19 protein-coding genes and 2 pseudogenes are annotated in these 24,277 nt (G+C 69.7%); 10 read left to right on the top strand and 11 right to left on the bottom strand.

The annotated features are described in order from the left end of the window. Window positions 1-412: 412 nt before the first annotated feature. From ACFWYM_RS11895 to ACFWYM_RS11885, 3 genes are all read right to left on the bottom strand, one after another. On the bottom strand, window positions 413-2,098 hold the full coding sequence (locus tag ACFWYM_RS11895; protein WP_384833891.1) for a ribonuclease J: 1,686 nt from the start codon (window positions 2,096-2,098) through the stop codon (window positions 413-415). A gap of 145 nt (window positions 2,099-2,243) precedes the next feature. Next, window positions 2,244-3,143 (bottom strand): 4-hydroxy-tetrahydrodipicolinate synthase, encoded by a 900-nt coding sequence (gene dapA, locus ACFWYM_RS11890; RefSeq protein ID WP_384833888.1) that lies wholly within the window; start codon window positions 3,141-3,143, stop codon window positions 2,244-2,246. 182 nt (window positions 3,144-3,325) lie between these two features. Then, complete coding sequence (locus ACFWYM_RS11885) at window positions 3,326-3,457, bottom strand: hypothetical protein (protein WP_384833885.1); 132 nt, start codon at window positions 3,455-3,457, stop codon at window positions 3,326-3,328. Between the two features lie 134 nt (window positions 3,458-3,591). Here ACFWYM_RS11885 and ACFWYM_RS11880 point away from each other — a divergent pair, with 134 nt between their 5' ends. Both ACFWYM_RS11880 and ACFWYM_RS11875 read left to right on the top strand, forming a co-directional pair. Further along, a complete protein-coding gene (locus ACFWYM_RS11880) occupies window positions 3,592-3,831 on the top strand; it encodes a hypothetical protein (RefSeq protein WP_384833882.1) in 240 nt (79 codons plus the stop codon). 98 nt (window positions 3,832-3,929) lie between these two features. After that, window positions 3,930-4,490, top strand: a complete 561-nt coding sequence (locus ACFWYM_RS11875) for a PH domain-containing protein (protein ID WP_384833879.1) — start codon at window positions 3,930-3,932, stop codon at window positions 4,488-4,490. 3 nt (window positions 4,491-4,493) lie between these two features. Here ACFWYM_RS11875 and ACFWYM_RS11870 read toward each other — a convergent pair whose 3' ends face one another. The 5 genes from ACFWYM_RS11870 to rpsO form a co-directional block, all read right to left on the bottom strand. Continuing rightward, entirely contained in the window at window positions 4,494-4,946 is a 453-nt protein-coding gene (locus ACFWYM_RS11870) for a hypothetical protein (RefSeq protein ID WP_384833875.1), read from the bottom strand. Window positions 4,947-4,957: 11 nt separating this feature from the next. Next, complete coding sequence (gene dapB, locus ACFWYM_RS11865; protein ID WP_384833872.1) at window positions 4,958-5,710, bottom strand: 4-hydroxy-tetrahydrodipicolinate reductase; 753 nt, start codon at window positions 5,708-5,710, stop codon at window positions 4,958-4,960. 29 nt (window positions 5,711-5,739) lie between these two features. After that, a complete protein-coding gene (locus ACFWYM_RS11860) occupies window positions 5,740-7,119 on the bottom strand; it encodes a M16 family metallopeptidase (protein ID WP_384833869.1) in 1,380 nt (459 codons plus the stop codon). Next, window positions 7,116-9,332, bottom strand: coding sequence for a polyribonucleotide nucleotidyltransferase (locus tag ACFWYM_RS11855; RefSeq protein ID WP_384833866.1), 2,217 nt, complete (start codon window positions 9,330-9,332; stop codon window positions 7,116-7,118). Before ACFWYM_RS11855 ends, ACFWYM_RS11860 begins: the two co-directional genes overlap by 4 nt. Window positions 9,333-9,738: 406 nt before the next feature. Next, entirely contained in the window at window positions 9,739-10,026 is a 288-nt protein-coding gene (rpsO, locus tag ACFWYM_RS11850; protein ID WP_030753863.1) for a 30S ribosomal protein S15, read from the bottom strand. Between the two features lie 321 nt (window positions 10,027-10,347). Between rpsO and ACFWYM_RS11845 the strand changes: the two genes are divergently transcribed. After that, complete coding sequence (locus tag ACFWYM_RS11845) at window positions 10,348-10,665, top strand: DUF397 domain-containing protein (protein WP_384833932.1); 318 nt, start codon at window positions 10,348-10,350, stop codon at window positions 10,663-10,665. A 317-nt stretch (window positions 10,666-10,982) separates the two neighbouring features. Here the strand turns inward: ACFWYM_RS11845 and ACFWYM_RS11840 are convergent. Then, a pseudogene (locus ACFWYM_RS11840) lies at window positions 10,983-11,735 on the bottom strand (PQQ-binding-like beta-propeller repeat protein); the annotation flags it as partial. 966 nt (window positions 11,736-12,701) lie between these two features. Here ACFWYM_RS11840 and ACFWYM_RS11835 point away from each other — a divergent pair. After that, window positions 12,702-12,863, top strand: a pseudogene (locus tag ACFWYM_RS11835) (hypothetical protein); the annotation flags it as partial. A gap of 23 nt (window positions 12,864-12,886) precedes the next feature. Here the strand turns inward: ACFWYM_RS11835 and ACFWYM_RS11830 are convergent. Further along, window positions 12,887-13,252 (bottom strand): hypothetical protein, encoded by a 366-nt coding sequence (locus ACFWYM_RS11830; RefSeq protein WP_384833938.1) that lies wholly within the window; start codon window positions 13,250-13,252, stop codon window positions 12,887-12,889. Between the two features lie 241 nt (window positions 13,253-13,493). Between ACFWYM_RS11830 and ACFWYM_RS11825 the strand changes: the two genes are divergently transcribed. From ACFWYM_RS11825 to ACFWYM_RS11800, 6 genes are all read left to right on the top strand, one after another. Beyond that, complete coding sequence (locus tag ACFWYM_RS11825; RefSeq protein WP_384833929.1) at window positions 13,494-16,760, top strand: MinD/ParA family protein; 3,267 nt, start codon at window positions 13,494-13,496, stop codon at window positions 16,758-16,760. Window positions 16,761-17,198: 438 nt separating this feature from the next. Continuing rightward, on the top strand, window positions 17,199-19,004 hold the full coding sequence (locus ACFWYM_RS11820) for an ABC transporter substrate-binding protein (protein ID WP_384833863.1): 1,806 nt from the start codon (window positions 17,199-17,201) through the stop codon (window positions 19,002-19,004). Window positions 19,005-19,007: 3 nt separating this feature from the next. Continuing rightward, window positions 19,008-20,114 carry an ABC transporter permease gene (locus ACFWYM_RS11815; RefSeq protein ID WP_384833860.1) on the top strand — a complete coding sequence of 369 codons (1,107 nt, stop codon included), beginning with the start codon at window positions 19,008-19,010 and terminating at the stop codon, window positions 20,112-20,114. Beyond that, the gene (locus ACFWYM_RS11810) at window positions 20,111-21,064 is read left to right on the top strand and encodes an ABC transporter permease (protein WP_384833857.1); all 954 of its coding nucleotides are present in this window, start codon (window positions 20,111-20,113) and stop codon (window positions 21,062-21,064) included. The genes ACFWYM_RS11815 and ACFWYM_RS11810 overlap by 4 nt, the downstream gene beginning before the upstream one ends. Continuing rightward, window positions 21,061-22,107, top strand: a complete 1,047-nt coding sequence (locus ACFWYM_RS11805; RefSeq protein ID WP_384833854.1) for an ABC transporter ATP-binding protein — start codon at window positions 21,061-21,063, stop codon at window positions 22,105-22,107. Before ACFWYM_RS11810 ends, ACFWYM_RS11805 begins: the two co-directional genes overlap by 4 nt. Continuing rightward, the gene (locus ACFWYM_RS11800; RefSeq protein WP_384833851.1) at window positions 22,104-23,150 is read left to right on the top strand and encodes an ABC transporter ATP-binding protein; all 1,047 of its coding nucleotides are present in this window, start codon (window positions 22,104-22,106) and stop codon (window positions 23,148-23,150) included. Before ACFWYM_RS11805 ends, ACFWYM_RS11800 begins: the two co-directional genes overlap by 4 nt. Window positions 23,151-23,215: 65 nt before the next feature. On the opposite strand, the gene ACFWYM_RS11795 is transcribed toward ACFWYM_RS11800, so the two are convergent. Continuing rightward, window positions 23,216-24,163, bottom strand: a complete 948-nt coding sequence (locus tag ACFWYM_RS11795) for a bifunctional riboflavin kinase/FAD synthetase (RefSeq protein ID WP_384833848.1) — start codon at window positions 24,161-24,163, stop codon at window positions 23,216-23,218. Between the last annotated feature and the right edge of the window lie 114 nt (window positions 24,164-24,277).

The raw sequence follows: 24,277 nt of genomic DNA, 5'->3' as shown, positions 1-24,277 counted from the left end.
GGCGTTGATTTTTGGCACGCTGTTGAGTTCTCAAGGAACGGACGCTTCCTTTGTACTCACCCTCTCGGGCTTTCCTCCGGGCGCTTCCCTTCGGTATTTCTCTTGTTCTTGCGTTTCCGACTCTATCAGATCTTTCCGGGCTTCCGGTCCGTTCCGATTTCCTCGGTGCCTTTCAGGTTTTCGATCCGGCCTTTCGGCTTTCTCGTTTCCCTTTCCGGCGGATCCGACTTTATCAGAGATTCTGAGTCGGAATTCCCGCCCCGTCCGGGGTGCTCCAGGCACGTGAAGGTGCCGGGTTCCCGTTCAGGCGGAGCCGTAAACGTACTGGAGCGGGGCGCCCCGATGCAAATCGAGGAGCCCCGCTCCGGTTCCGCGTCTCCGCGTGGGTCGACCGGCAGGTCGAACCCGCAGGTCAGACCTCCACGACGACCGGGAGGATCATCGGGCGGCGGCGGTAGTTGTCCGAGACCCACTTGCCCAGCGTGCGGCGGATGAGCTGCTGCAGCTGGTGGGGTTCGACGACCGCGTCCTGGGCCGACTTCTCCAGGACGTCCTGGATCTTCGGAATGACCGCGCTGAACGCCGAGTCGTCGATGCCCGAGCCTCGGGCCTGGACGTGCGGGCCACCGGTGATCTTGCCCGTGGAGGAGTCCACGACCACGAAGACCGAGATGATGCCCTCGTCCCCGAGGATCTTGCGGTCCTTGAGCGCGGGCTCGCCGACGTCGCCGACGGAGAGCCCGTCCACGTACACGTAACCGGCCTGCACCTTGCCGACGATCTTGGCCTTGCCCTCGACGAGGTCGACGACGACGCCGTCCTCGGCGATCACGATGTGGTCGTGCGGGACGCCGGTGAGGGCGCCGAGCTCGGCGTTGGCGCGCAGGTGGCGCCATTCGCCGTGGACCGGCATCAGGTTCTTGGGCTTGCAGATGTTGTAGAAGTACAGGAGCTCGCCCGCGGACGCGTGGCCCGAGACGTGCACCTTGGCGTTGCCCTTGTGGACGACGTTGGCGCCCCAGCGGGTCAGTCCGTTGATGACCCGGTAGACCGCGTTCTCGTTGCCCGGGATGAGCGACGACGCCAGGATCACCGTGTCGCCCTGGACGATGCGGATCTGGTGGTCGCGGTTGGCCATCCGGGAGAGGGCCGCCATGGGCTCGCCCTGGGAGCCGGTGCAGACCAGGACGATCTCGCTGTCCGGGAGGTCGTCGAGCGTCTTCACGTCGACGATCAGGCCCGCGGGCACCTTCAGATAGCCGAGGTCCCGTGCGATGCCCATGTTGCGGACCATGGAGCGGCCGACGAAGGCGACCCTGCGGCCGTACTCGTGGGCGGCGTCCAGGATCTGCTGGATGCGGTGCACATGGCTGGCGAAGCTCGCGACGATGATGCGCTTCTGGGCGCCGGCGAAGACGCCCCGGATCACGTTCGAGATGTCGCGCTCGGGCGGGACGAAGCCCGGGACCTCGGCGTTCGTCGAGTCCGAGAGGAGGAGGTCGATGCCCTCCTCGCTCAGACGCGCGAAGGCGTGCAGGTCCGTGAGGCGGCCGTCCATCGGCAGCTGGTCCATCTTGAAGTCACCGGTGGCGACGGCCATGCCCGCGGGGGTGCGGATGGCGACGGCCAGGGCGTCCGGGATGGAGTGGTTGACCGCGACGAACTCGCAGTCGAAGGGGCCCAGCTGCTCGCGGTCGCCCTCGGCGACCTCCAGCGTGTACGGGCGGATCCGGTGCTCCTGGAGCTTCGCCTCGATCAGCGCGAGGGTCAGCTTGGAGCCGATGAGCGGGATGTCCGGCTTCTCGCGCAGGAGGTAGGGGACACCGCCGATGTGGTCCTCGTGCCCATGCGTCAGGACGATGCCCTCGACGTCGTCGAGGCGGTCCCTGATGGACGAGAAGTCCGGCAGGATCAGGTCGATTCCGGGCTGCTCCTCCTCGGGGAAGAGCACTCCGCAGTCGACGATCAGCAGACGGCCGTCGTACTCGAAGACGGTCATGTTGCGGCCGATCTCGCCGAGGCCACCCAGCGGGGTGACGCGCAGGCCGCCCTTGGGGAGCTTCGGCGGAGCGCCGAGTTCAGGATGCGGATGACTCAAAAGACTCTCCTCACCACGCGCGCCACGTACCTCCAAGGCACGTGGCGCGTATGACGTTCGTGCAGTAGCAGTTGTCTGGTGTGCAGGAACGCCCCGGTATGGGGTGTCCTGCGATGTGCTGTGTATTCAGTTGTGAAGTCTGTGATTACAGCTGTACCCCGCCCGCGGCGAGATCGATCTTGAGCTGGGCCGTCTCCTCGACGGACAGCTCGACGAGGGGCAGGCGCAGCGGTCCGGCCGAGCGGCCCTGGAGGGCGAGCGCGGCCTTGGTGGTGATCACACCCTGCGTACGGAACATGCCTGTGAAGACCGGGAGCAGCCGCTGGTGGATCTCGGTCGCCTTCTGCACGTCACCGGTGAGGTACGCCTCCAGGAGGGAGCGCAGCTCGGGCGTGACGACATGGCTGACGACGGAGACGAAGCCGACCGCGCCCACGGAGAGCAGCGGCAGGTTGAGCATGTCGTCGCCGGAGTACCAGGCGAGGCCGGAGCGGGAGATGGCCCAGCTGGCGCGGCCGAGGTCGCCCTTGGCGTCCTTGTTGGCGACGATGCGCGGGTGCTCGGCGAGGCGGACGATCGTCTCGGTGTTGATCGGGACGCCGCTGCGGCCGGGGATGTCGTAGAGCATGACCGGGAGTTCGGTCGCGTCGGCGATGGCCGAGAAGTGACGGTACAGGCCCTCCTGCGGGGGCTTGTTGTAGTACGGCGTCACCGTGAGGAGGCCGTGCGCGCCGGCCTGTTCGGCGGCGCGGGCCAGCTCGATGCTGTGGCGGGTGTCGTTCGTGCCGACGCCGGCGACGATGTGGGCGCGGTCGCCGACCGCTTCCAGTACAGCCCGTACGAGCTCCGTTTTCTCCGCGTCGCTGGTGGTCGGGGACTCGCCCGTGGTGCCGTTGAGGATCAGGCCGTCGTTGCCTGCGTCCACCAGGTGGGCGGCGAGCCGCTGCGCGCCGTCGAGGTCAAGTGCGCCGTCCGCCGCGAAGGGCGTGACCATGGCGGTGAGGACCCTCCCGAAGGGGGTCTGCGGAGTGGAGGTCGGAGCCATGGGTAACACGCTACTCGCTGCTCATCGCGTGGTCCCCCCTCGGGTGAGGTGAGGAGACGGGACAAAAGTGGAGCCCGGCACTGCCTGCTCGGGGGTTCAAGCAGTGCCGGGTCCGTTTGATCAGGCTAGATGAACTTCTCGAAATGCCGCAATACGGACACTTCGCTCGACGCATCCGTACATCAGTGCCTCACCGGGCCGCCCGTCGGATCTTGTTGCCGGATCTTGTCGAACGTCGCGTGCGTGAGCGGCGCGGGCTCGGCCCACCCCCGCTCCGCCTCCGTGCGGGCGGCGCCCACATCGGGACTCGGCACCGGCAAACGGTCGTTCAGTGATCCGCTACGACATTCTTCGACGAATTTGGCAAAACTGGGCACCCTTTCGGTCATTCGTGCGTCTGTGTAGTTAGACACGATCCGCCCGAGTCCCGTGAGGAGACACGCACCCCATGTTCCGTCGGCGCGAGCCCGTCCCGTTCGCCTTCATCGCCGAAGCCGACAAGTACCGCAGCAATGTCACTCCCCCGCCCCGCGAACGTGCCACGGCAGGCCAGATCGCGGGCCGCACCTTGATCGGCCTCACCGTCGTGGCCGGTCTCGTGGGCTCCCTGCTCTTCGGGATGCCCGCCATGTCCGCCGACCAGTCGCCGGGCCACACCCAGCAGTCCGAAGCTTCCGACGGACGCTGACGCCCTGACCCCCTTGGGCCCCCTTGGGTGGTAGGCCGGGGCAGGGATCGATAGCCTCACCGGGCATAGCCCATGCGTGGATTGAGTGAGGATCAGTCGTGCCCCTGCCCTTCCTGACGGCGGACCGCGCTTTTGACGAGACGGCAGCCGATGCCGCGCTGCCGTTCGACGACCGCGACCACTGGCGGCGGCCCTACCGCCCAGGCCCCTGGCGGGTGGGCGCCGCCGCGCTGCTTCTGCTGCTCGCCTCGTTCGTCCTGCTCGCCGCCGTGATCATCGCCTTCGCCGGTGCGCCGCCGGCCGCCCTGATCTGCGTCGGGGCGGCCGCGGCCGTCATCGCGAGCGCGCTGCGCATGCTGCGGATGGGCACGTGGGTGAGCGCCCACGGGCTGCGCCGCGTCGGCTTCTTGAGCACGCAGACGGTGCCCTGGGGGCAGGTCGTCGCGGTGCGCACGACGCAACAGCCGGTGCGCTGGCTCGGCCTTCCGCGCACCGTGCAGGGGCAGGCCCTGGTCCTCGTACGACGGGACCGGGCCGGCGATGAGCTGCCGCCGCTGCTCACCGACCGCAACGCCGACTTCCTGGCCCGCTATGAAGCCTTCGACCGGGCGGCCGACTCCATCGAGGTGTGGGCCGACGAGTACCGGCGTACCGCCTGAGCCTCAGGCGTTGACCGGCTTGCCATCGTGCAGGGCGATCGCCCGCTGCATGGCCTTTCGCGCGCGCGGGGTGTCCCGGGCGTCGTGGTAGGCGACGGCGAGGCGGAACCAGGAGCGCCAGTCGTCCGGGGCGTCCTCCGTCTCGGCCTTGCGCTTGGCGAAGACCTCGTCGGCGGAGTCGCGGTCGATGCGGCCGCCGGGGGTGCGCTTCAACTCGTCGACGGGCAGGCCGCCTTCGGCGTCGAGCTCGGCGGCGAGGCGGTTGGCGCTCTTGACGAACTGGGTGTTCTTCCAGAGGAACCAGACGCCGATGACCGGCAGGATCAGCACCGCGACGCCGAAGGTGACGGTGAGCGCGGTGCCGTGCTGTATCAGGAGCACGCCGCGGCTGCCGACCAGGACGAAGTAGACGACCAGGACGGCAGCCGTGACGGCGTAAGTGATCTTCGCGCGCATGCGGGCCGGCCTCAGCCCAGATCCAGGAAGTGTTCCAGGCCGAACGTGAGGCCAGGGGTGGAGACCACACGGCGGGCGCCGAGCAGGATGCCCGGCATGAAGCTGCTGTGGTGCAGCGAGTCGTGCCGGACGGTGAGGGTCTCGCCCTCGCCGCCGAGCAGGACCTCCTGGTGGGCCAGGAGACCGCGCAGGCGCACGGAGTGGACGGGGACGCCGTCGACGTCCGCGCCGCGGGCGCCGTCCAGGGCGGTCGCCGTGGCGTCGGGCTGCGGGGCGCTGCCCGCCTGCGCGCGGGCCGCGGCGATCAGCTGGGCGGTGCGGGTGGCCGTGCCGCTGGGGGCGTCGGCCTTGTTCGGGTGGTGCAGCTCGACGACCTCGACGGACTCGAAGTAGGGCGCCGCGATCTGCGCGAACTTCATGGTCAGGACGGCGCCGATGGAGAAGTTGGGCGCGATGAGCACACCCGTCTCCGGGGACGCCGCCAGCCAGGTGTGCAGCTGCGCGAGGCGGTCCTCGGTCCAGCCGGTGGTGCCGACGACGGCGTGGATGCCGTGGCCCACGCAGTAGTCGAGGTTGGCCATCACCGAGTCCGGAGTGGTCAGTTCGACCGCGACCTGGGCGCCGGTGTCCGCGAGGGTCTCCAGCTTGTCGCCCCGGCCGAGCGCGGCCACCAGCTCCATGTCGTCGGCGGCCTCGACGGCCCGCACCGCCTCGGAGCCGATTCGGCCCTTGGCGCCGATGACCGCCACGCGCAGCTTGCTCATCTACTTGGTTCCTTAAGGGAGTACGGGAGTTACGAGACCGCGTCCTGGAGGCGGGCGGCCTGCTTGTCCTTGATCGGGCCGATCGCCGAGAGCGACGGGCGCTGTCCCAGGATGTCGCGCGCGACCTCGCGCACCTCGTCCGGGGTGACCGCCGCGATCTTCGCCAGCATGTCGTCGACCGACATGTGCTCGCCCCAGCAGAGCTCGCTCTTGCCGATGCGGTTCATCAGGGCGCCGGTGTCCTCCAGGCCGAGGACCGTGGAGCCCGCGAGCTGGCCGATGGCGCGGCCGATCTCGTCGTCCGACAGGCCGTGCTCGGCGACGTGGTCGAGCTCGTCCCGGCAGATCTTCAGGACGTCGTCCACCTGGCTCGGGCGGCAGCCCGCGTACACCCCGAAGAGGCCGCAGTCGGCGAAGCCGGAGGTGTACGAGTACACGCTGTACGCGAGGCCCCGCTTCTCCCGGACCTCCTGGAAGAGCCGGGACGACATGCCGCCGCCCAGGGCGGTGTTGAGGACGCCGAGGGCCCAGCGGCGGTCGTCCGTGCGGGCCAGGCCGGGCATGCCGAGTATCACGTGGGCCTGCTCGGTCTTGCGGTTGACGACCTCGACGCGGCCCGCGGTGCGGATGGCCCGGGAGCCCTGGCGCGGGATGATCGGGGTCGCCGCGCCGCCCCGGAACGCGCCCGCCTTGTCGAAGGCGGCGCGGACCTGGCGTACGACCTTGCTGTGGTCCACGTTGCCCGCGGCCGCGACGACCAGGTGGGTCGGGTCGTAGTGCTTCTTGTAGAAGCGGCGGATCCGGCCGGCGTCCAGGGCGTTGATCGTGTCGACGGTGCCGAGGACCGGGCGGCCGAGCGGGGTGTCGCCGAGCATCGTGTGCGCGAACAGGTCGTGCACGCAGTCGCCCGGGTCGTCCTCCGTCATCGCGATCTCTTCGAGGATGACGCCGCGCTCGGCGTCCACGTCCTCCTGCTCGATGAGCGAGCCGGTCAGCATGTCGCAGACGACGTCGATCGCGAGGGGGAGGTCGGTGTCGAGCACGCGCGCGTAGTAGCACGTGTACTCCTTCGCCGTGAAGGCGTTCATCTCGCCGCCGACCGCGTCGATGGCGGAGGAGATGTCGAGGGCGGTGCGCTTGCGGGTGCCCTTGAAGAGGAGGTGCTCCAGGTAGTGCGTCGCACCGTTCAGGGACGGCGTCTCGTCGCGGGAGCCCACGTGGGCCCAGATGCCGAAGGTCGCCGAGCGGACGGAGGGCAGGGTCTCGGTGACGATGCGCAGACCCCCGGGGAGGGTGGTCCTGCGGACCGTACCGATGCCGTCCTGGCCCTTGATGAGGGTTTGGGTACGGGCGACGGCCCGCGCCTCCGAGGAGGTGCGGGCCGTCGTCGTGGTGCTACGCGACGTCACTTGTCGGTGTCGTCCTTCTTGTCGTCGCCCTCTTCACCCTCGATGACGGGGATGAGGGAGAGCTTGCCGCGGGAGTCGATCTCGGCGATCTCGACCTGGACCTTCTGGCCCACACCGAGGACGTCCTCCACGTTCTCCACGCGCTTGCCGCCGGCGAGCTTGCGGATCTGCGAGATGTGCAGCAGGCCGTCCTTGCCGGGCAGGAGCGAGACGAAGGCACCGAAGGTGGTCGTCTTGACGACCGTGCCCAGGTAGCGCTCGCCGACCTCCGGCATGGTCGGGTTGGCGATGCCGTTGATCGTGGCGCGGGCGGCCTCGGCGGCCGGGCCGTCGGCGGCACCGATGTAGATGGTGCCGTCGTCCTCGATCGTGATGTCGGCGCCGGTGTCCTCCTGGATCTGGTTGATCATCTTGCCCTTGGGGCCGATGACCTCACCGATCTTGTCCACCGGGATCTTGACGGTGATGATCCTCGGGGCGTTCGGGGACATCTCGTCCGGAACGTCGATCGCCTCGTTCATCACGTCGAGGATGTGCAGACGCGCGTCGCGGGCCTGCTTCAGCGCGGCGGCCAGGACCGAGGCGGGGATGCCGTCGAGCTTGGTGTCGAGCTGGAGCGCGGTCACGAACTGCTTCGTACCGGCGACCTTGAAGTCCATGTCACCGAAGGCGTCCTCCGCACCGAGGATGTCGGTGAGGGTGACGTAGTGCGTCTCGCCGTCGATCTCCTGGGAGATCAGACCCATGGCGATACCGGCGACGGCGGCCTTCAGGGGCACACCGGCGTTCAGCAGCGACATGGTGGAGGCGCAGACGGAGCCCATGGACGTCGAGCCGTTCGAGCCGAGGGCCTCGGACACCTGACGGATCGCGTACGGGAACTCCTCACGCGTCGGAAGGACCGGCACGAGCGCGCGCTCGGCGAGGGCGCCGTGGCCGATCTCGCGGCGCTTCGGGGAGCCGACGCGGCCGGTCTCGCCGGTGGAGTACGGCGGGAAGTTGTAGTTGTGCATGTAGCGCTTGCGCGTCACCGGGGAGAGGGTGTCGAGCTGCTGCTCCATGCGCAGCATGTTCAGCGTGGTGACGCCCAGGATCTGGGTCTCGCCACGCTCGAACAGGGCGGAGCCGTGCACGCGCGGGATGGCCTCGACCTCGGCGGCGAGCGTACGGATGTCCGTGACGCCGCGGCCGTCGATGCGCTTCTTCTCCTTGATGACGCGCTCACGGACCAGGGTCTTGGTCAGCGAGCGGTACGCGGCGGAGATCTCCTTCTCGCGGCCCTCGAACTCCGGGAGGAGCTTCTCGCCGGCCAGCGCCTTGACGCGGTCCAGTTCGGTCTCGCGCTCCTGCTTGCCGGCGATGGTGAGCGCCTGGGCGAGCTCGGTCTTGACGGCGGCGGTCAGGGCCGCGAGCACGTCGTCCTCGTAGTCGAGGAAGATCGGGAACTCGCCGGTGGGCTTGGCGGCCTTGGCGGCGAGGTCCGACTGCGCCTTGCACAGGACCTTGATGAAGGGCTTCGCGGCCTCGAGACCGGCGGCCACGACCTCCTCGGTCGGCGCCTCGGCGCCGCCCTTGACGAGCTCGATGGTCTTCTCGGTGGCCTCGGCCTCGACCATCATGATCGCGACATCGCCGTCCTCCAGGACGCGACCGGCGACGACCATGTCGAAGACGGCGTCCTCGAGCTCGGTGTGCGTCGGGAAGGCGACCCACTGGCCCTTGATCAGCGCGACACGGGTGCCGCCGATCGGGCCGGAGAACGGGAGGCCGGCCAGCTGCGTGGAGCAGGAGGCGGCGTTGATCGCGACCACGTCGTACAGGTGGTCGGGGTTGAGAGCCATGATCGTCTCGACGACCTGGATCTCGTTGCGCAGGCCCTTCTTGAAGGAAGGACGCAGCGGGCGGTCGATCAGGCGGCAGGTCAGGATCGCGTCCTCGGAGGGGCGACCCTCACGGCGGAAGAACGAACCGGGGATCTTGCCGGCGGCGTACTGCCGCTCCTCGACGTCCACCGTGAGGGGGAAGAAATCGAGCTGGTCCTTGGGCTTCTTGGACGCGGTGGTGGCCGAGAGGACCATCGTGTCGTCGTCCAGGTAGGCCACGGCGGAGCCGGCGGCCTGACGGGCCAGGCGGCCCGTCTCGAAGCGGATGGTGCGGGTGCCGAAGGTGCCGTTGTCGATGACGGCCTCGGCGTAGTGGGTCTCGTTCTCCACTAGCGTTCTCTCCTCGTCTTCGTCCCGGCGCCCGTGTGGCGCGGGACGGTGGTGGAGGAGCACTGCCTGCTGGTGCGGACCGGTCTTCGATCGAAGCACCCGGGTGCCGGGGCCGCGCTGCGGCTGCCGACTGGCCCGGGGGCCACTACCGAGGACCGGTGGCGTCGAGGCTTGCTCCTCCGCGTTCGGTATGACGTTGTCACGTCGGGGGTGTGGGGGCGATACGGATGTGTCGACGGACGTCGAACCGAGATCGACCCGACATCGACGACATCGACACGTTCCGTACACCCTCACGTGCGTAGCGTCTCCAGACTACAAAGGCCCGGTGACACTGCGCACGTACAGCAAAGGGAGCGGCCCCCTTCGAGTGCTTCGAGTGGGAACCGCTCCCTTCACCGGCGTCTTACTTGGCGCCCGCCGCACCGCGGCGGATGCCCAGGCGGTCGACCAGCGCACGGAAGCGCTGGATGTCCTTCTTCGCCAGGTACTGCAGCAGGCGACGGCGCTGACCGACCAGGATCAGCAGACCACGACGGGAGTGGTGGTCGTGCTTGTGGGTCTTGAGGTGCTCGGTCAGGTCCGAGATGCGGCGGGAAAGCAGCGCGACCTGGACCTCGGGGGAGCCGGTGTCGCCCTCCTTGGTGCCGAACTCGGTCATGATCTGCTTCTTCGTAGCGGCGTCGAGCGACACGCGTACTCCTCGTAGTCTTTGTTCGTAGGCCCTGGGGCTTCTACGTCGCCATCGAGTGCCCCTGGTCTCTGTCTCAGGGGAGCTTCCGTAACTCGGGAGGCGGGGTCCGCTGGGCGCTTCCCTCAGGTCCCTTGCGGGGTGCCGGGGGTGCGTAGACATGCGGCCGTTGTTCAGGGTACCAGCCTGGAAATTTGCGCTGTACCACGTGGTGCGCCCACCACCCTGAAGAGGGTGACCAGATCGTTTCCGGGAGGCCACGCTCCGTCCCGAAGTACTGTGAGCGGACGGTTCGGTTCGTACGTCGGGAAGGGGCGGCCCGCCATGGCCGAGGGACAGGACAAGAGCGTGGGCGAGCGGGACGAGGGCGTCCAGGCGCGCAAGGAGCGGGAGAAGAACGAGCTGTACGCCCTCGACATCTCCGGCGCCGAGTGGCAGAGCGCTCCGGGGACCGAGGAGCACGAAGAGCGGGTCGAGATCGCGTACCTGCCCGCGGGGGCTGTCGCGATGAGGTCGTCCCTCGACCCCGAGACCGTACTGCGGTACACCGAGGCGGAGTGGCGGGCTTTCGTGCTCGGAGCCCGCGACGGTGAGTTCGATCTGGAGCCGACGGTACGCAACGGCGGAGTCGCGGCCGAGTAGCGGCATCGACTCAGGGACGAGTGGGGCGACTGCTGGGGTGCAGCAGCCGCCCCACCGGCATTCTTTCCCTTGGACGGACCGGACGTTTCCGTCGCACCGAAGAAGATCCGCCCGTCCTGGACGACTATGTCGGCCAATCGAGGAGTTGTCAGCGTCCACCCTTCAGGGGGAAGGCCGAAGTAGAGGTATGGGGTCTCCTTGCGGGTCCGCGGGTTCAGGCTCACGACCCCGCTCGGCGTGATGTGGTCGCTGCTCTCACGGAACGCGAGGAGTTGATCTCCGCTCATCCGCAGGGGGTACAGCAGCGAGTTCGGACCCGACTCGAACTTCTTGACGGTCCTGCCCGTCGCCAGGTCGAAGGACACCAGCCAGTTGGAGTTGTTGGTCAGGTCGCCATCGGGATCCTCTCGGCTCATGAGGAAGACCTGGTCATGGCTGACCACGACGGCGGGACAATCATCATGTTCGGCGTCGTCCGACGCTGCGTCGCATTCAGCGACGTACTGGCCACCCTCAAGTCGGATGGTGGCGCGTCGGTCGCCCTTCTCGTCGAAGGAGATCAGGTCGGTCATGCCGATGTCACCGGCCGCGACACCGATGACGGTGGGCTCGGCCGACAGCAGCTTGGCGTCCTTCACGCCGCGAGCCACCTTGTACGTCCATTTCACATGTCCGGTTCGCGGGTCCACCTTCTGCACGCGGTAGACCAACTGATCGAGCCCGGAATCCATACAGTCGGCGCGGAGCAGCAGGCCGCGTCCGCCCACTACCCCCCTGTTCTGGCATTCGGAGGTGCGGACCTTCTTCCAGAGTCGTCTACCGCCGACCATGTCGTATGCCGCCGCATCCCCCGCCGCCGACAGCACCGTGACGGTGCCGCGCGAGATGGCCAGCGGAGGGTAGTCCTCAGGGAAGTCCGTCTTCGACGTCGGGACCGGCTTCTGCCACAACTTCTCACCAGTGTCGAGGTTGATGAGCGCCACCCTGTTGCAGGGTATGTCGGTCTTGTCGGCTCCCTTCTTCGGTTCGGACTCCCGGAAGAGGACCGCCGTACGGCCGTCCACGGTCATCTGGGGCGTCGTTCCGCAGATGGGACCGTCCAGCCTGATCTTCCAACGCTCCTGACCGAGTTTCACGTCCCTGTTCGCCGGAAAGCCCACGAGGGTTCGGTCAATGCCCTTGGCCAGAGTCCTGTCCGTTGCCCACATCCCTGGCAGTTCGTGCTGCTCGCCGGGGGTGAAGTCGTCAGCGGAGAACAGGAAGGTCATCTTTCCCGCGGGGTCGGTGGGACGCCTCTCCACTGTTTCCCTGATGTCGTCCGGGGCTTGCCGAACGGTCGGCGTCCCCCGGGCTGATGAGGACGAGTCGCCGTCGCCCGGCCAGAGAAGCCAGCCTCCGACGCCCAGCGCCCCGATCAGCACAGCCGCCACCGCGCCGATCAGCTTGTTGCGACGCCTGTTACGTGTACTCTCCGCCGCCAGTGTGGACTGGGTGAACGGTGACGGAGGCGGGCCGAAACTATGACTGCCGCCGTCCCCACAGTGGTGCGGCCCTCGCCGCCCGCCTGATCGCACACGAACCCGACCACTATGCATGGGGCGTGATCGCACGTGTACGGCGGGTAGGGCGCTTTGGCTTCAAGTGCCTAGCTCAGCAAAGGAATTCGGCGGACTTCGGATGAATCGCGCGCCGGCCTCCGTCACACCTCACCGCGAGCAGCGGGCTCGGCCCTCTCGCCGACAGGGCCAGTCTTTGGTGCGTCGACAGCGGCCGACGCAGGTGAAGACGCGTGCCCCTGATGCCAGGATCGGATGCGTGAGTCACGCGACTCTGACTCGCTTCCATTTCACGCCAGTTGACACCGCTTGGGCGTTTTGTTCCTTGTGGCTTCGTACGGGTTGATCACTGGCGCATCGCTCGTGTGACGGAGGAGTCGGTGCGCGGGGCAGGCTGCCCTGCCGTGCTGGCGCTTTTGGTGATTAGGCTGGGACGGGGCGCGACGTCAGAAACCCGTGCGCGGGTTGTGTGCGTCCTTCATGGGGAGAGCCGGGCGGATCGGACCGGGAACCGTTGCTCCGACCACGGCACGAGGGTGCTCGACCACACCAGGAGGCATTGTGAACAGCGATCGGGACGAGATCCGCGGGGGCTGGGACTCACCCGTCGATGATCAGTCCGACGCGGAGTCCGCCGCCGAGACGACGGGCGAGTTCACCATCGACTACGCCCCGCCCGCCTGGTACACGCAGAACGCTTCGGGCAGTGCGGGTGAGACGCCTTCGGCCGCGCCCTCGGGGGCGTCGTCGACGTCCGACCCTTCCGACTCGTCGGAGTCCTCGCCGTCCTTCTCTTCGCCTTCTCCGTCCTCACCTTCTTCGTCACCTTCGGCGCCTTCGTCACCTTCGGCGCCTTCGTCGTCCGGTGGTGGGCCTGCCGCTGTGCCGCAGCCTCCGCTGGGACTCGGGGGGCGGCCCGACTGGACCTCGCCCGCCACGGCTGCCGCCGCTGCTGCGGCTGCCGCTGCCTCCGCGCCGCCGGTGCCGTCCGCGCCGCCTGCCGCTCCGCCCGTTCCGCCTGCGCCGTCCACGTCGTCCGCGCCGTCGGCTCCGTCCGCCTCGGGGGGTGCCGCCGACTGGAGTGGTGCCGTTGCGGGGGCTGCTGCTTCGGTGGCGGTCAGTGGGGTTGGCGTGTCGGGTGGGGAGTCTTCGGATGAGGGCTCTGCCGATGAGAGCTCTGCCGATGAGGCTGCTGTGGATGAGGCTGCTGTGGATGAGGCTGCTGTGGATGAGGGCTCTTCGTCTGCCGGCGATGACGAGGTGGTCGAGCCCGTGGCCGAGAGCCTGGGCGGTGGTGATCTGGAGAGCGGCTCCACCATGCGGTTCTCCCCTCGTGCGTTGAGGCGGGAGTTCGAGGAGCGGGCCGCCAAGGAGTCTGCCGCTGAGGAGCAGGGGACCGAGGACGCCGTCGCTGAGAGCTCTTCCTCCGACGACTCCGGTGCTGAGGACGACTCTGTCGGCTCTGTTGGCGAGGGCTCTTCCGTTGACGCTGGCGGCGACGCCTCTGCCTCTACCTCTACCTCTGTCCCTGATGACGAGCGTGTCGACAGCTCCGAGGACGACGAGCCCATCGCCGAGGTCGACGAGGATGACGACGTCGATCACGACGATCAGGACGAAGTGAGCGAAGCGCTCAGCGCGAGCGACGACGCGAACGAGGACGAAGACGAAGACGACCAGGGCCGCCAAGGCACTGACGACGAGCCGTTCGACGCCCTCCCCGCCCCCGTAGCCGACCTCGAGACCGAGGACGACGACGCCGAGGACGAGGACGAGGACGAGGACGAGGACGAGGACGACGCCAAGGGCGATGCCGAGCCGAAGTTCCGCCTCGACACCGAGCGCGACGCCCAGCCCGACTCCGACTCCGACTCCGACTCCGACTCCCAGCTCAACGAGCTCGACGAGCTCGACGAGCTCGACGAGCTCGACGAGCCCAACGAGCCCAACGAGCTCGACGAGCCCGACTCCACCCCCATCAACGACGCCATCCCCCAGGACGCCGTCCCCACCCACGACAGCACCCCCGAAGACGACGTCCAGGACGCCGTCCCGCCCGCCTGGACCCCGCCGCCCGCCCCGCAGGGTGGGCTCCCGCCCCTGCCCCCGGCCTTCCAGCCCGCAGCACCGTCCTCGGCGCCGCAGTGGCCCGCCCCCGTCCCGGCCGAGGCCCCTACCCCGGCCCCCGCCGCCGACCCGGCACCCACCGCCGCAGCACCCGAGCCCCGGCCCGAGCCCGAGCCCACCTCCGAGGCCGAGCCGGAGGCCGAGCGGCCCGCCCCCTTCTCGCAGCCCAACGCCTTGCCGCAACCCAACGCCTCGCCGCAGCCCAACGCCTTCCCGCAGCCCCAGGCACAGGCCCCGGCCCCCGCCCCGGTCCAGCCCCAGGCTCCGGTCCAGCCCCAGGCACCTCAGCCCGCGCCGCCCGCCTGGCCCGCCCCGACGGCCCAGGCCCCGGCACCGCTCCCGGCCCCGGCCCCCGCTCCGGCACCCAACGCGCAGACCCCGCAGGGCAGTTACGGGTTCCCCCAGCCGACGGCCAACGCCCCCCAGGCACAGCCCCCGGCACAGTCCCAGGCGCAGCCCCCGGCACAGCCCCAGGCCCCGGCACCCAACTCACAAGCCCCGCAAGGCGGCTACGGGTTCCCCCAACAGCAGGCCCCCGCCCCCGCCTACGGCTTCCCGCAGCCTCAGGCACCGGCCCAGGCCCAGGCTCCGGCACCCACCACCCCCGCCACCCCCAACCTCCCCGTCCCGCACCAGCAGGCCCAGCCCCCCGCCCCGGCCCAGCAACAGCCGCAGCCGCAGCACCCCCAGCCCGGGCAGCCCGGGCAGCTCGCCCAGCCCTTCCCTCAGCAGCCCCAGCCCCAGCCCCAGGCGCAGACCCCCGCCCAGCAGCAGCCTTACCAGGGACAGCCGCAAGGACAGCCCCAGCAGCAAGGGCAGCCGCAAGGACAGTTGCCGCAGGGACAGTTGCCGCAAGGACAGCCCCAGCAACAAGCGCAGCCGCAGCAGCAACCCCCCGTCGACCCCCGCACCGGCGCCGCCTGGCCGCAGCCCGTGCAGCACGATCAGCGGGAGCGCACCAACCCGGGTGCGCCCCTCGGGTACACCGCCGCCGTCGAGCTCTCCTCCGACCGCCTCCTGCGCAACAACAAGCAGAAGGCGAAGAGCAGTCGCCCGACGTCCGGCGGCTCCCGGTTCAAGTTGGGGGGCAAGAAGGAAGAAGCCGAGCGGCAGCGCAAGCTCGACCTCATCCGCACGCCTGTCCTCTCCTGCTACCGCATCGCCGTGATCAGCCTCAAGGGCGGCGTGGGCAAGACGACCACGACCACCGCGCTCGGCTCGACGCTGGCCTCCGAGCGGCAGGACAAGATCCTCGCGATCGACGCCAACCCGGACGCCGGCACGCTCGGCCGACGCGTGCGGCGCGAGACCGGGGCCACCATCCGCGACCTCGTCCAGGCGATCCCGTACCTCAACTCGTACATGGACATCCGGCGGTTCACCTCGCAGGCGTCCTCCGGGCTCGAGATCATCGCCAACGACGTGGACCCGGCCGTGTCCACCACCTTCAACGACGAGGACTACCGGCGCGCGATCGACGTGCTCGGCAGGCAGTACCCGATCATCCTGACCGACTCGGGTACGGGTCTGCTCTACAGCGCCATGCGTGGAGTGCTGGACCTCGCCGACCAGTTGATCATCATCTCCACGCCGTCCGTGGACGGTGCGAGCAGCGCCTCGACCACGCTCGACTGGCTCTCCGCGCACGGGTACGCGGACCTCGTCTCGCGCTCCATCACCGTCATCTCCGGTGTCCGCGAGACCGGCAAGATGATCAAGGTCGACGACATCGTCAGCCACTTCGAGACGCGCTGCCGCGGCGTCGTCGTCATCCCGTTCGACGAGCACCTCGCGGCGGGCGCCGAGGTCGACCTCGACATGATGCGGCCCAAGGTCCGCGAGGCGTACTTCAACCTCTCCGCGATGGTCGCCGAGGACTTCGTACGGGCGCAGCAGCAGCAAGGACTCTGGACCTCCGACGGGAACCCGCCGCCGCAGCTGGCCCCGCCGCTCCCCGGCCAGGCCCAGGGCCAGCCCCAACCCCAGGGTCAGCCCCAGCCGCCGCAGTACGGAGGCCAGCCCGGCCAGCCCGGCCAGCCCGCCGCACCCGGCCAGCCCTACCCGCAGCCCCAGGGCCAGCCTCAGCCGGGACAGCAGCCGTACCCCCAGCCCGGGGCACCCCAGGGCTGGCAGCAGCCCGCTCCCCCGCAGCCCGGGGCCCAGGGCTGGCAGCACTCCGCGCCCTCCCAGGCGCACTCGGGCCAACCCGGCCCAACTCCCCTGCCGGGACAGCCCGTTCAGCCGGGGCAGCAGGGGCAGCCAGGTCAGCCGATCGCCCCAGGGCAGCCCTTCACACCGGGGCCGGGTCAGCCCGTACCGCCGGGCGGCCTCCAGCCCCCCGTACCCCCGCAGAGGCAGGACCAGGGTCAGGGGCAGGACCACGGCCAGGCTCAGCAGCCACCCCAGCAATAAAGCAGCGCCAACTCCCCGAAGGGCCCGCACCGTTCACCGGTGCGGGCCCTTCGGCCTTCCGCCGGACCCGGCTGAGCCCGCCCGGGCCCACCTGCGCCGATCTCCCGCCCGCTCCCCGCCCCGCGCGCCGCCACGCTACGACCAGCCACCTTTCACAGGTATCTACCAATGCCCGTGAAATCCCGGTCAACTCGTTATTTCCGCAGGCCACATGGGGTTCACGTGCCGTTGACGCGCGCAGACCGCCGCTGGTAGACACACACATCAACCAGCTGGCGTTCCTTGATCAATTGAGCCATGACGCGAGGTCACCGATCCATGGACACACAAGATCAGCACGGCAGAACCCCACCGGCTCCACCGGCCTCACCGGCCTCTCCGGTCCCACCCGTCGGCGGACCCGCTCCTCAGTCGGCGCGTCACCGCAGCCGCCTCCTCATGGCGGGCGGCGCGGCCTTCGCCCTCACCGCCGTCCTCGTGGCCCCGCTCGGCACGGGCTCCGCCGCGGCCAAGGGCAAGGATGACGACGGCGGCAAGAAGACGCTCACCGTCGCCGTCGCGCAGAGCGTCGACTCGCTGAGCCCGTTCATCGCCCAGCGTCTCCTGCCCACCAGCATCCACCGGCTCACGTACGAGTACCTGACGAACTACGACCCCAAGGACAACCACGCAATCCCCGGGTTCGCGACCAAGTGGGAGCCGTCCGCGGACAAGTTGACCTGGACGTACACGATCCGGGACGACTCCAAATGGTCGGACGGGAAGAAGGCGACCGCGGCGGACGCCGCCTGGACCTTCAACAAGATGATGTCGAAGGAGGGGCAGGCCGGGCCGAACGCCAGCTTCGTCACCAACTTCAAGAAGGTGACCGCGCCCAGCCCCACCAAGCTGGTCATCGAGCTGAAGAAGCCGCAGGCCACCATGGCGGCCCTGGACGTGCCGATCGTCCCCGAGCACATCTGGAAGAACGTCGACGACATCCGGAAGTTCAACAACGACAAGGACTTCCCGATCGTCGGCAACGGGCCGTTCGTCCTCACCGACTACAAGGCCGACCAGTACGTGAAGTTGAAGGCCAACAAGAGCTTCTGGCGCAAGCCGCCGAAGTTCGACGAGCTGGTCTTCAAGACGTACAAGGACCAGGACGCCGCCGTCGCCGCCCTCACCAAGGGCGAGGTCTCGTTCGTGGCCGGGCAGCCCTCGCTCACCCCGGCGCAGGCGTCGTACCTGAAGGGTCAGCCGAACATCAAGGTGAACGACGCCCCCGGGCGCCGCTTCTTCGCGCTCGCCACCAACCCGGGCGCGCAGACCAAGGACGGCAAGAAGTTCGGCGACGGCAACAAGGCGCTGCTCGACAAGAAGGTGCGCCAGGCGCTGTTCGTGTCCATCGACCGCAAGGCGCTGGTGGACAAGGTCTTCCAGGGCCACGCCGTGGAGGGCGCGGGCTACATCCCGCCGCGCTTCTCCACGTACGAGTGGAAGCCCTCCCCCGAGCAGGAGTTGAAGTACGACCCGAAGCGGGCCGCCGAGCTGCTCGACGAGGCCGGGTACAAGGAGAAGGGCGGCAAGCGCGTCGGCAAGGACGGCAAGCCGCTGAACCTCCGCATCCTGTGCCACGCCACCGACCCGAACGACAAGGCGGTCGGGAAGTACCTGAAGGAGTGGTGGGGGGACCTGGGCATCGGGCTCAAGGTCGACTGCCTCGACAACGTGTCCGTGCCCTGGTACGCGGGCGAGTACGACCTCGCCTTCGACGGCTGGTCGGTCAACCCCGACCCGGACTTCGTCCTCGGCATCCACACCTGCGCGGCGCTGCCCGAGAAGGCCAAGGAGCTGGCCGCCACCGACAACTTCATCTGCGACAAGAAGTACGACGAGCTCTACGCCAAGCAGCTCGCCGAGTACGACCCGGCCAAGCGGGCCGAGACCGTCAAGCAGATGGAGTCGCGGCTCTACGACTCCGGATACATGAACATCCTCGCGTATCCGAACGCCGTCGAGGCGTATCGCACCGACCAGATCAAGTCCATCCAGACGATGCCGAGCGCCGCGGGCAACATCTACGGGCAGGACGGCTACTGGAGCTGGTGGTCGGCGGTCCCGGCGGATGGGAAGAGTTCCTCCGACGACGGCGGCAGCTCCGCCGGTGTCGTCATCGGCATCGCCGCGGCCGCGGTGGTGCTGGCGGGCGTCGGAGTGTTCTTCGCCCTGCGCCGCCGTTCGACCGCAGAGGACCGCGAGTAGCGCATGACCGCTGACAGCAATCCGGCACTGTTCCGGACAGAGGCCGCCGACGGCGCCTCGCCCGAGGGCCCGGTCGTCAAGACCGGGCTCCCGGGCGAGGTCCACCGGGAACACGGCCCGCGGGCACGGAACACCCGCGCCTATCTCCAGTACGTAGCGGGCAAGATCGGCGGAGCGGTCGTCTCGCTCTTCGCCGTGCTCGTCACCAGCTTCTTCCTCTTCCGGCTCATCCCCGGCGACCCGGTCAAGCAGATGACCGGCGGCCGCCCCGTCTCGGCCGAGCAACTCGCCGCGATGCGGGAGGAGTTCGGCCTCGACGACCCGGTGTGGAAGCAGTTCGTCGATTACGTGGGCAACGTCCTGACCGGGGACTTCGGGACCTCGTACCAGTTCCACGCCCCCGTCATGGACAAGATCACCGACGCCCTGCCCGCGACGCTGCTGCTCACCGGCACGGCGTACATCCTCTACACGATCATCGGCATCTGGCTCGGCACCCGCACGGCCTGGCGCAACGGCGGGCTCGGGGACCGCCTGCACACGGGGCTCGCGCTGACGCTCTACTCGGTGCCGTCGTTCTGGCTCGGGCTGCTGCTCATCATCGGGTTCTCGGTGGGCGTGGGGCCGATTCCGGGGATGTTCCCGACGGGCGGGATGGAGTCCGGCGACAAGGAGGGCTTCGGGTACGTCATCGACGTGGCGCACCACATGATCCTGCCCGTGATCACGCTGGTCGCGGTCGGGTACGCGCAGACGCTGCTCGTGATGCGCTCCTCGCTGCTCGACGAGATGGGCAGCGACTATCTGACGACCGCACGCGCCAAGGGACTCCGGGACGACCTCGTCCGGCGGCGGCACGCCGTGCCGAACGCGATGCTGCCGACGGTCACGCTGATGTTCGTGAACCTCGGGACGGTGGTCGCGGGCGCGATCCTCGTCGAGACCGTGTTCTCCTGGCCGGGTCTCGGCGGCCTCTTCTACCAGGCGCTGAGCGTGCCCGATCTGCCGCTCGTCCAGGGTCTGTTCTTCGTCTTCGCCGCCGCGGTGATCGTGATGAACACCGTGGCCGACGTGATCTATCCGCTGCTCGATCCCAGGGTGGGCCGATGACGACCGAATCCGCACCACCCGAGAAGTCCGCACCACCCGCCACGTCCGGCGCGCCCGCGCAGAGTTCACGGTCGCTGGCCTGGACCCGCCGCAGGCACTCGGCGGCCCGCTTCTGGCGGGAGTACCGCTCGCACCGGGCGGGCGTCGTCGGGCTGGTCGCGCTCGTCCTGATCGGGCTCGCGGCGGTCTTCGCGCCGCAGCTCGCCGGTTCGGACGCGCAGAGCGTGACGAACGCGCCGGGCAAGGCGCTGGAGTCCCCGAGCGGTGAATTCCCGCTCGGCACCGACCAGTTCGGCCGCGACCTGCTGTCGCTCCTGGTGTGGGGCGCCCGGATCTCGCTGACGGTGGGGCTCCTTGCGGCCTTCCTGTCGGTGGCGATCGGGACGGTCGTGGGGATCACGGCCGGGCACTACCGGGGCTGGTACGCCACGGTCATGATGCGCGTCACCGACTGGTTCCTGGTGATGCCCACGCTGGTGCTCGCCGTCGCGCTGGCGGCCGTGATGTCCCGTTCGATCTGGACGATCATCCTGGCGATCGGCGTGACGACGTGGCCGACGACGGCACGCCTGGTGCGCGCCCAGACCCTCGCGGTGGAGTCCCGCCCCTACATCGAGCGGGCCCGAGCGCTGGGCGGCGGGCACACGCACATCATGACCCGCCACGTCCTCCCGAACGTCATGCCGCTGGTGCTGGCTCAGACCACGCTGGTCATCTCCGGCGCCATCCTCACCGAGGCGACGCTCGCCTTCCTCGGCCTCGGCGACCCGACGACCGTCTCCTGGGGCGGGCTGCTCCAGGACGCGCGCGAGGCGGGCGCGGTGAGCGCGGGCGACTGGTGGTACCTGGCCCCGCCCGGACTCGCCATCGCCGTCGTCGCACTGGCCTTCACGCTCTGCGGCCGCGCCGTCGAGTCCGTCCTCAACCCCAGGCTGGGGGTGTCCCGTTGAGCGCGACACATACCGGGAACCTGCTCGACGTCAGAGATCTCGAGGTGACGTACGCGTCCGGGGCCGCCGCCGTGCGCGGCGTGACCCTCTCCGTGGGCGCGGGCCAGAAACTGGGCGTCGCGGGCGAGTCGGGCTGCGGCAAGTCGACGCTCGCGCTCGCGCTGCTCCGCCTGCTGCCCGCGGGCACGAAGGTGTCCGGCGAGATCCTCCTGAACGGCGAGAACGTCCTGACCATGAAGTGGGGCCAGGTCCGCGCGGTGCGCTGGGCCGGCGCCTCCATCGTCTTCCAGGGCGCGATGCACTCGCTCAACGCGGTCCACCGCGTCGGCGACCAGATCGCCGAGCCGATCCTCCTCCACAAGAAGGCGACCCCGGCGGGCGCCCAGAAGAAGGTCGGCGAGCTCCTCGAACACGTGGGGCTCCCCGCTGCCCGCGCCCAGTCCTATCCGCACGAGCTCTCCGGCGGCCAGCGCCAGCGCGTCATGATCGCCATGGCGCTCGCCTGCGACCCGGCCCTGATCATCGCGGACGAGCCGACGACCGCGCTCGACGTGATGATCCAGGCGCAGATCCTCCGACTCATCGAACGGCTCGTCTCCGAACAGGACTTGGGCCTGGTCATGATCAGCCACGACCTCGCCGTCCTCGCCGACACCTGCGACCGGCTCGCGGTGATGTACGCGGGCCGCGTCGTCGAGGAGGGCCCGGCGACCGAGGTCTACGAGAACGCCCGGCACCCCTACGGCAAGGCCCTGTCGGCGGCGTTCCCGCGCATCGGCGACGCGGCGTCCCGCTTCGCGCCCCGCGGCCTGCCCGGCGACCCACCGGACCCGTCGGATCTTCCTTCGGGCTGCACCTTCCACCCCCGCTGCCCCGTCGCCCTCGACTCCTGCACCACCGACGACCAGGACCTGCGGGACGCGGGCCCGGGCCGCAGCGCGGCGTGCGTGCACGCGGGCACGGACCACCCTCTCGACGCCGCAGGCGCCGCCGGGGCCGCCGGGGCCGCCACGGACTCTGAGGCAAGGAGCACCACCGCATGACCGCGACGCCCCCGCAGCCCTCCGCACCGACGGCGGACCACTCGTCGTCGCAGCCGCCCCTGCTCACGGCGGACCAGCTGCACATCACCTTCCCCGGCCGCCGCGGCGCCCCCGAGGCGCGTGCCGTGGACGGCGTCGACCTCGACATCGGGGCGGGCGAGATCGTCGCCCTGGTGGGCGAGTCGGGCTGCGGCAAGACGACGCTGGCCCGCTCCCTGTTGGGCCTGGTCTCCCCCACCGCGGGCAAGGTCACCTTCGCGGGCGCCCCGCTCACGTACACCTCGCGCTCCCTCAAGGCGTACCGCAAGCGCGCCCAGCTCGTCCTCCAGGACCCCAGCGGCTCGCTCAACCCCCGGCACACGGTGTACGACGCCGTCGCCGAGGGCCTGCGCATCCACGGCTACGGCGGCGACGAGCAGGAGGCGGTCGCCCAGGCCCTCTCCCGGGCCGGACTGCGCCCCCCGGAGCGCTTCTTCCTCCGCTACCCGCACGAGCTCTCGGGCGGCCAGCGCCAGCGCGTGGTGATCGCGGGCGCCCTGGTCCTGGAGCCCGAACTCATCGTCGCGGACGAGCCGGTGGCCTCCCTGGACGCCTCCGTACGCGGTGAGATCCTCGCCCTTCTGCTCCGCCTGCGCACCGAACTGGGCCTGTCCGCCCTGGTGGTGACCCACGACCTGGGCCTGGCGTGGAACATCGCGGACCGGGTCGCGGTGATGTACCTGGGCCGGATCGTGGAGACGGGCACGGTCGAGCAGGTCCTCACCTCGCCCCAACACCCGTACACCCAGGCCCTGTTGTCAGTCCTGCCGGAGGCCCCGGGCGACCCGGTGGTCCTCATGGGCGAGCCCCCGGACCCCGCGCGGATCCCCGGGGGCTGCCGCTTCCACGCGCGCTGCCAGGTGCTGGCTTCGGGGGAGGCGGAGCGGGCGGGGGTGGCGGACAGGTGCCGCACGGAGGACCTGCCGGTCCTGTCGGGGGGCGGCGAGACGCAGGTGGCGTGTCACTGGGCGAGCGAGGCAGGGAAAAGCCCGTCCGGCGATTGAGGACGAGGCCGTCCAGGCCGAAGCGGGGGTCCGGGGGCGGCAGCCCCCGCGACGGCGCCCCACCCCTAGCTCGCCGCAGCGATCAACTCCCGCGCCCTCTTCACGTCATCCGCCATCGCGACCAGCAGCGCGTCGATCGAGTCGAACTTCGCCTGCCCCCGCACGAACGCGAGGAAGTCGACGGCGACATGCAGCCCGTACAGCTCGAGGCCGACGCGGTCGATGGCGTATGCCTCCACCGTGCGCTCGGTCCCGTCGAACTGCGGGTTCGTGCCGACGGAGATCGCCGCGGGCATGGCCTCGCCGTCGACGTGCAGCCACCCGGCGTAGACGCCGTCCGCGGGGATCGCGGTGTGCGGCAGGGTCTCCACGTTGGCCGTGGGGTAGCCCAGCTCGCGGCCGCGCTGCGCGCCCCGGACGACGACGCCCTCGACGCGGTGCGGGCGGCCCAGGATCTCCGCGGCGCCCGCCACGTCGCCCTCGGCGACCAGCCGGCGGGTGAGCGTCGACGAGAACGGCTCGCCGCCCCCGGCCGCCCCGCTCACGAACAGGTCGACGACCTCGACGTCGAAGTCGTACGTGGCGCCCTGCTCGGCCAGGAAGTCGACGGTGCCCGCCGCCTTGTAGCCGAAGCGGAAGTTGGGGCCCTCGACGACGGCCTTCGCGTGCAGCTTGTCGACGAGGACCTTGGCGACGAAGTCGGCGGGCGTGAGGCGCGAGAACTCGGTGGTGAAGGGGAGGATGAGCACAGCGTCGACGCCGAGGTCGGCCATCAGCTCGGCGCGCCGGTGGTGCGGGGCGAGCAGCGGCGGGTGGCTGCCGGGGCGGACCACCTCGCTGGGGTGCGGGTCGAAGGTGACGACGACGCAGGGGAGGCCGAGCTCGCGCGCCCGCTCCACGGCACGGCCGACGATGAGCTGGTGCCCGCGGTGCACTCCGTCGTAGGAACCGATGGTGACGACGCTGCGCCCCCAGTCCTGGGGGATGTCCTCCAAGCCACGCCAGCGCTGCACTGTCTTTGCTCCTCGCCGAACCCGTGTACGTCTGTACGTCCCATTGCCGAATGCGCACTGCTAAGACTGCCATGCCACCGCCTCCCCGCTCGCATCGGATGGGGTGGCAGGAGT

This window comes from Streptomyces sp. NPDC059009 (genome assembly GCF_042740175.1).
GTDB lineage: Bacteria > Actinomycetota > Actinomycetes > Streptomycetales > Streptomycetaceae > Streptomyces.
Note: the sequence above shows the minus strand (reverse complement) of the source record. Positions and strands in the feature narration are given on the sequence as shown.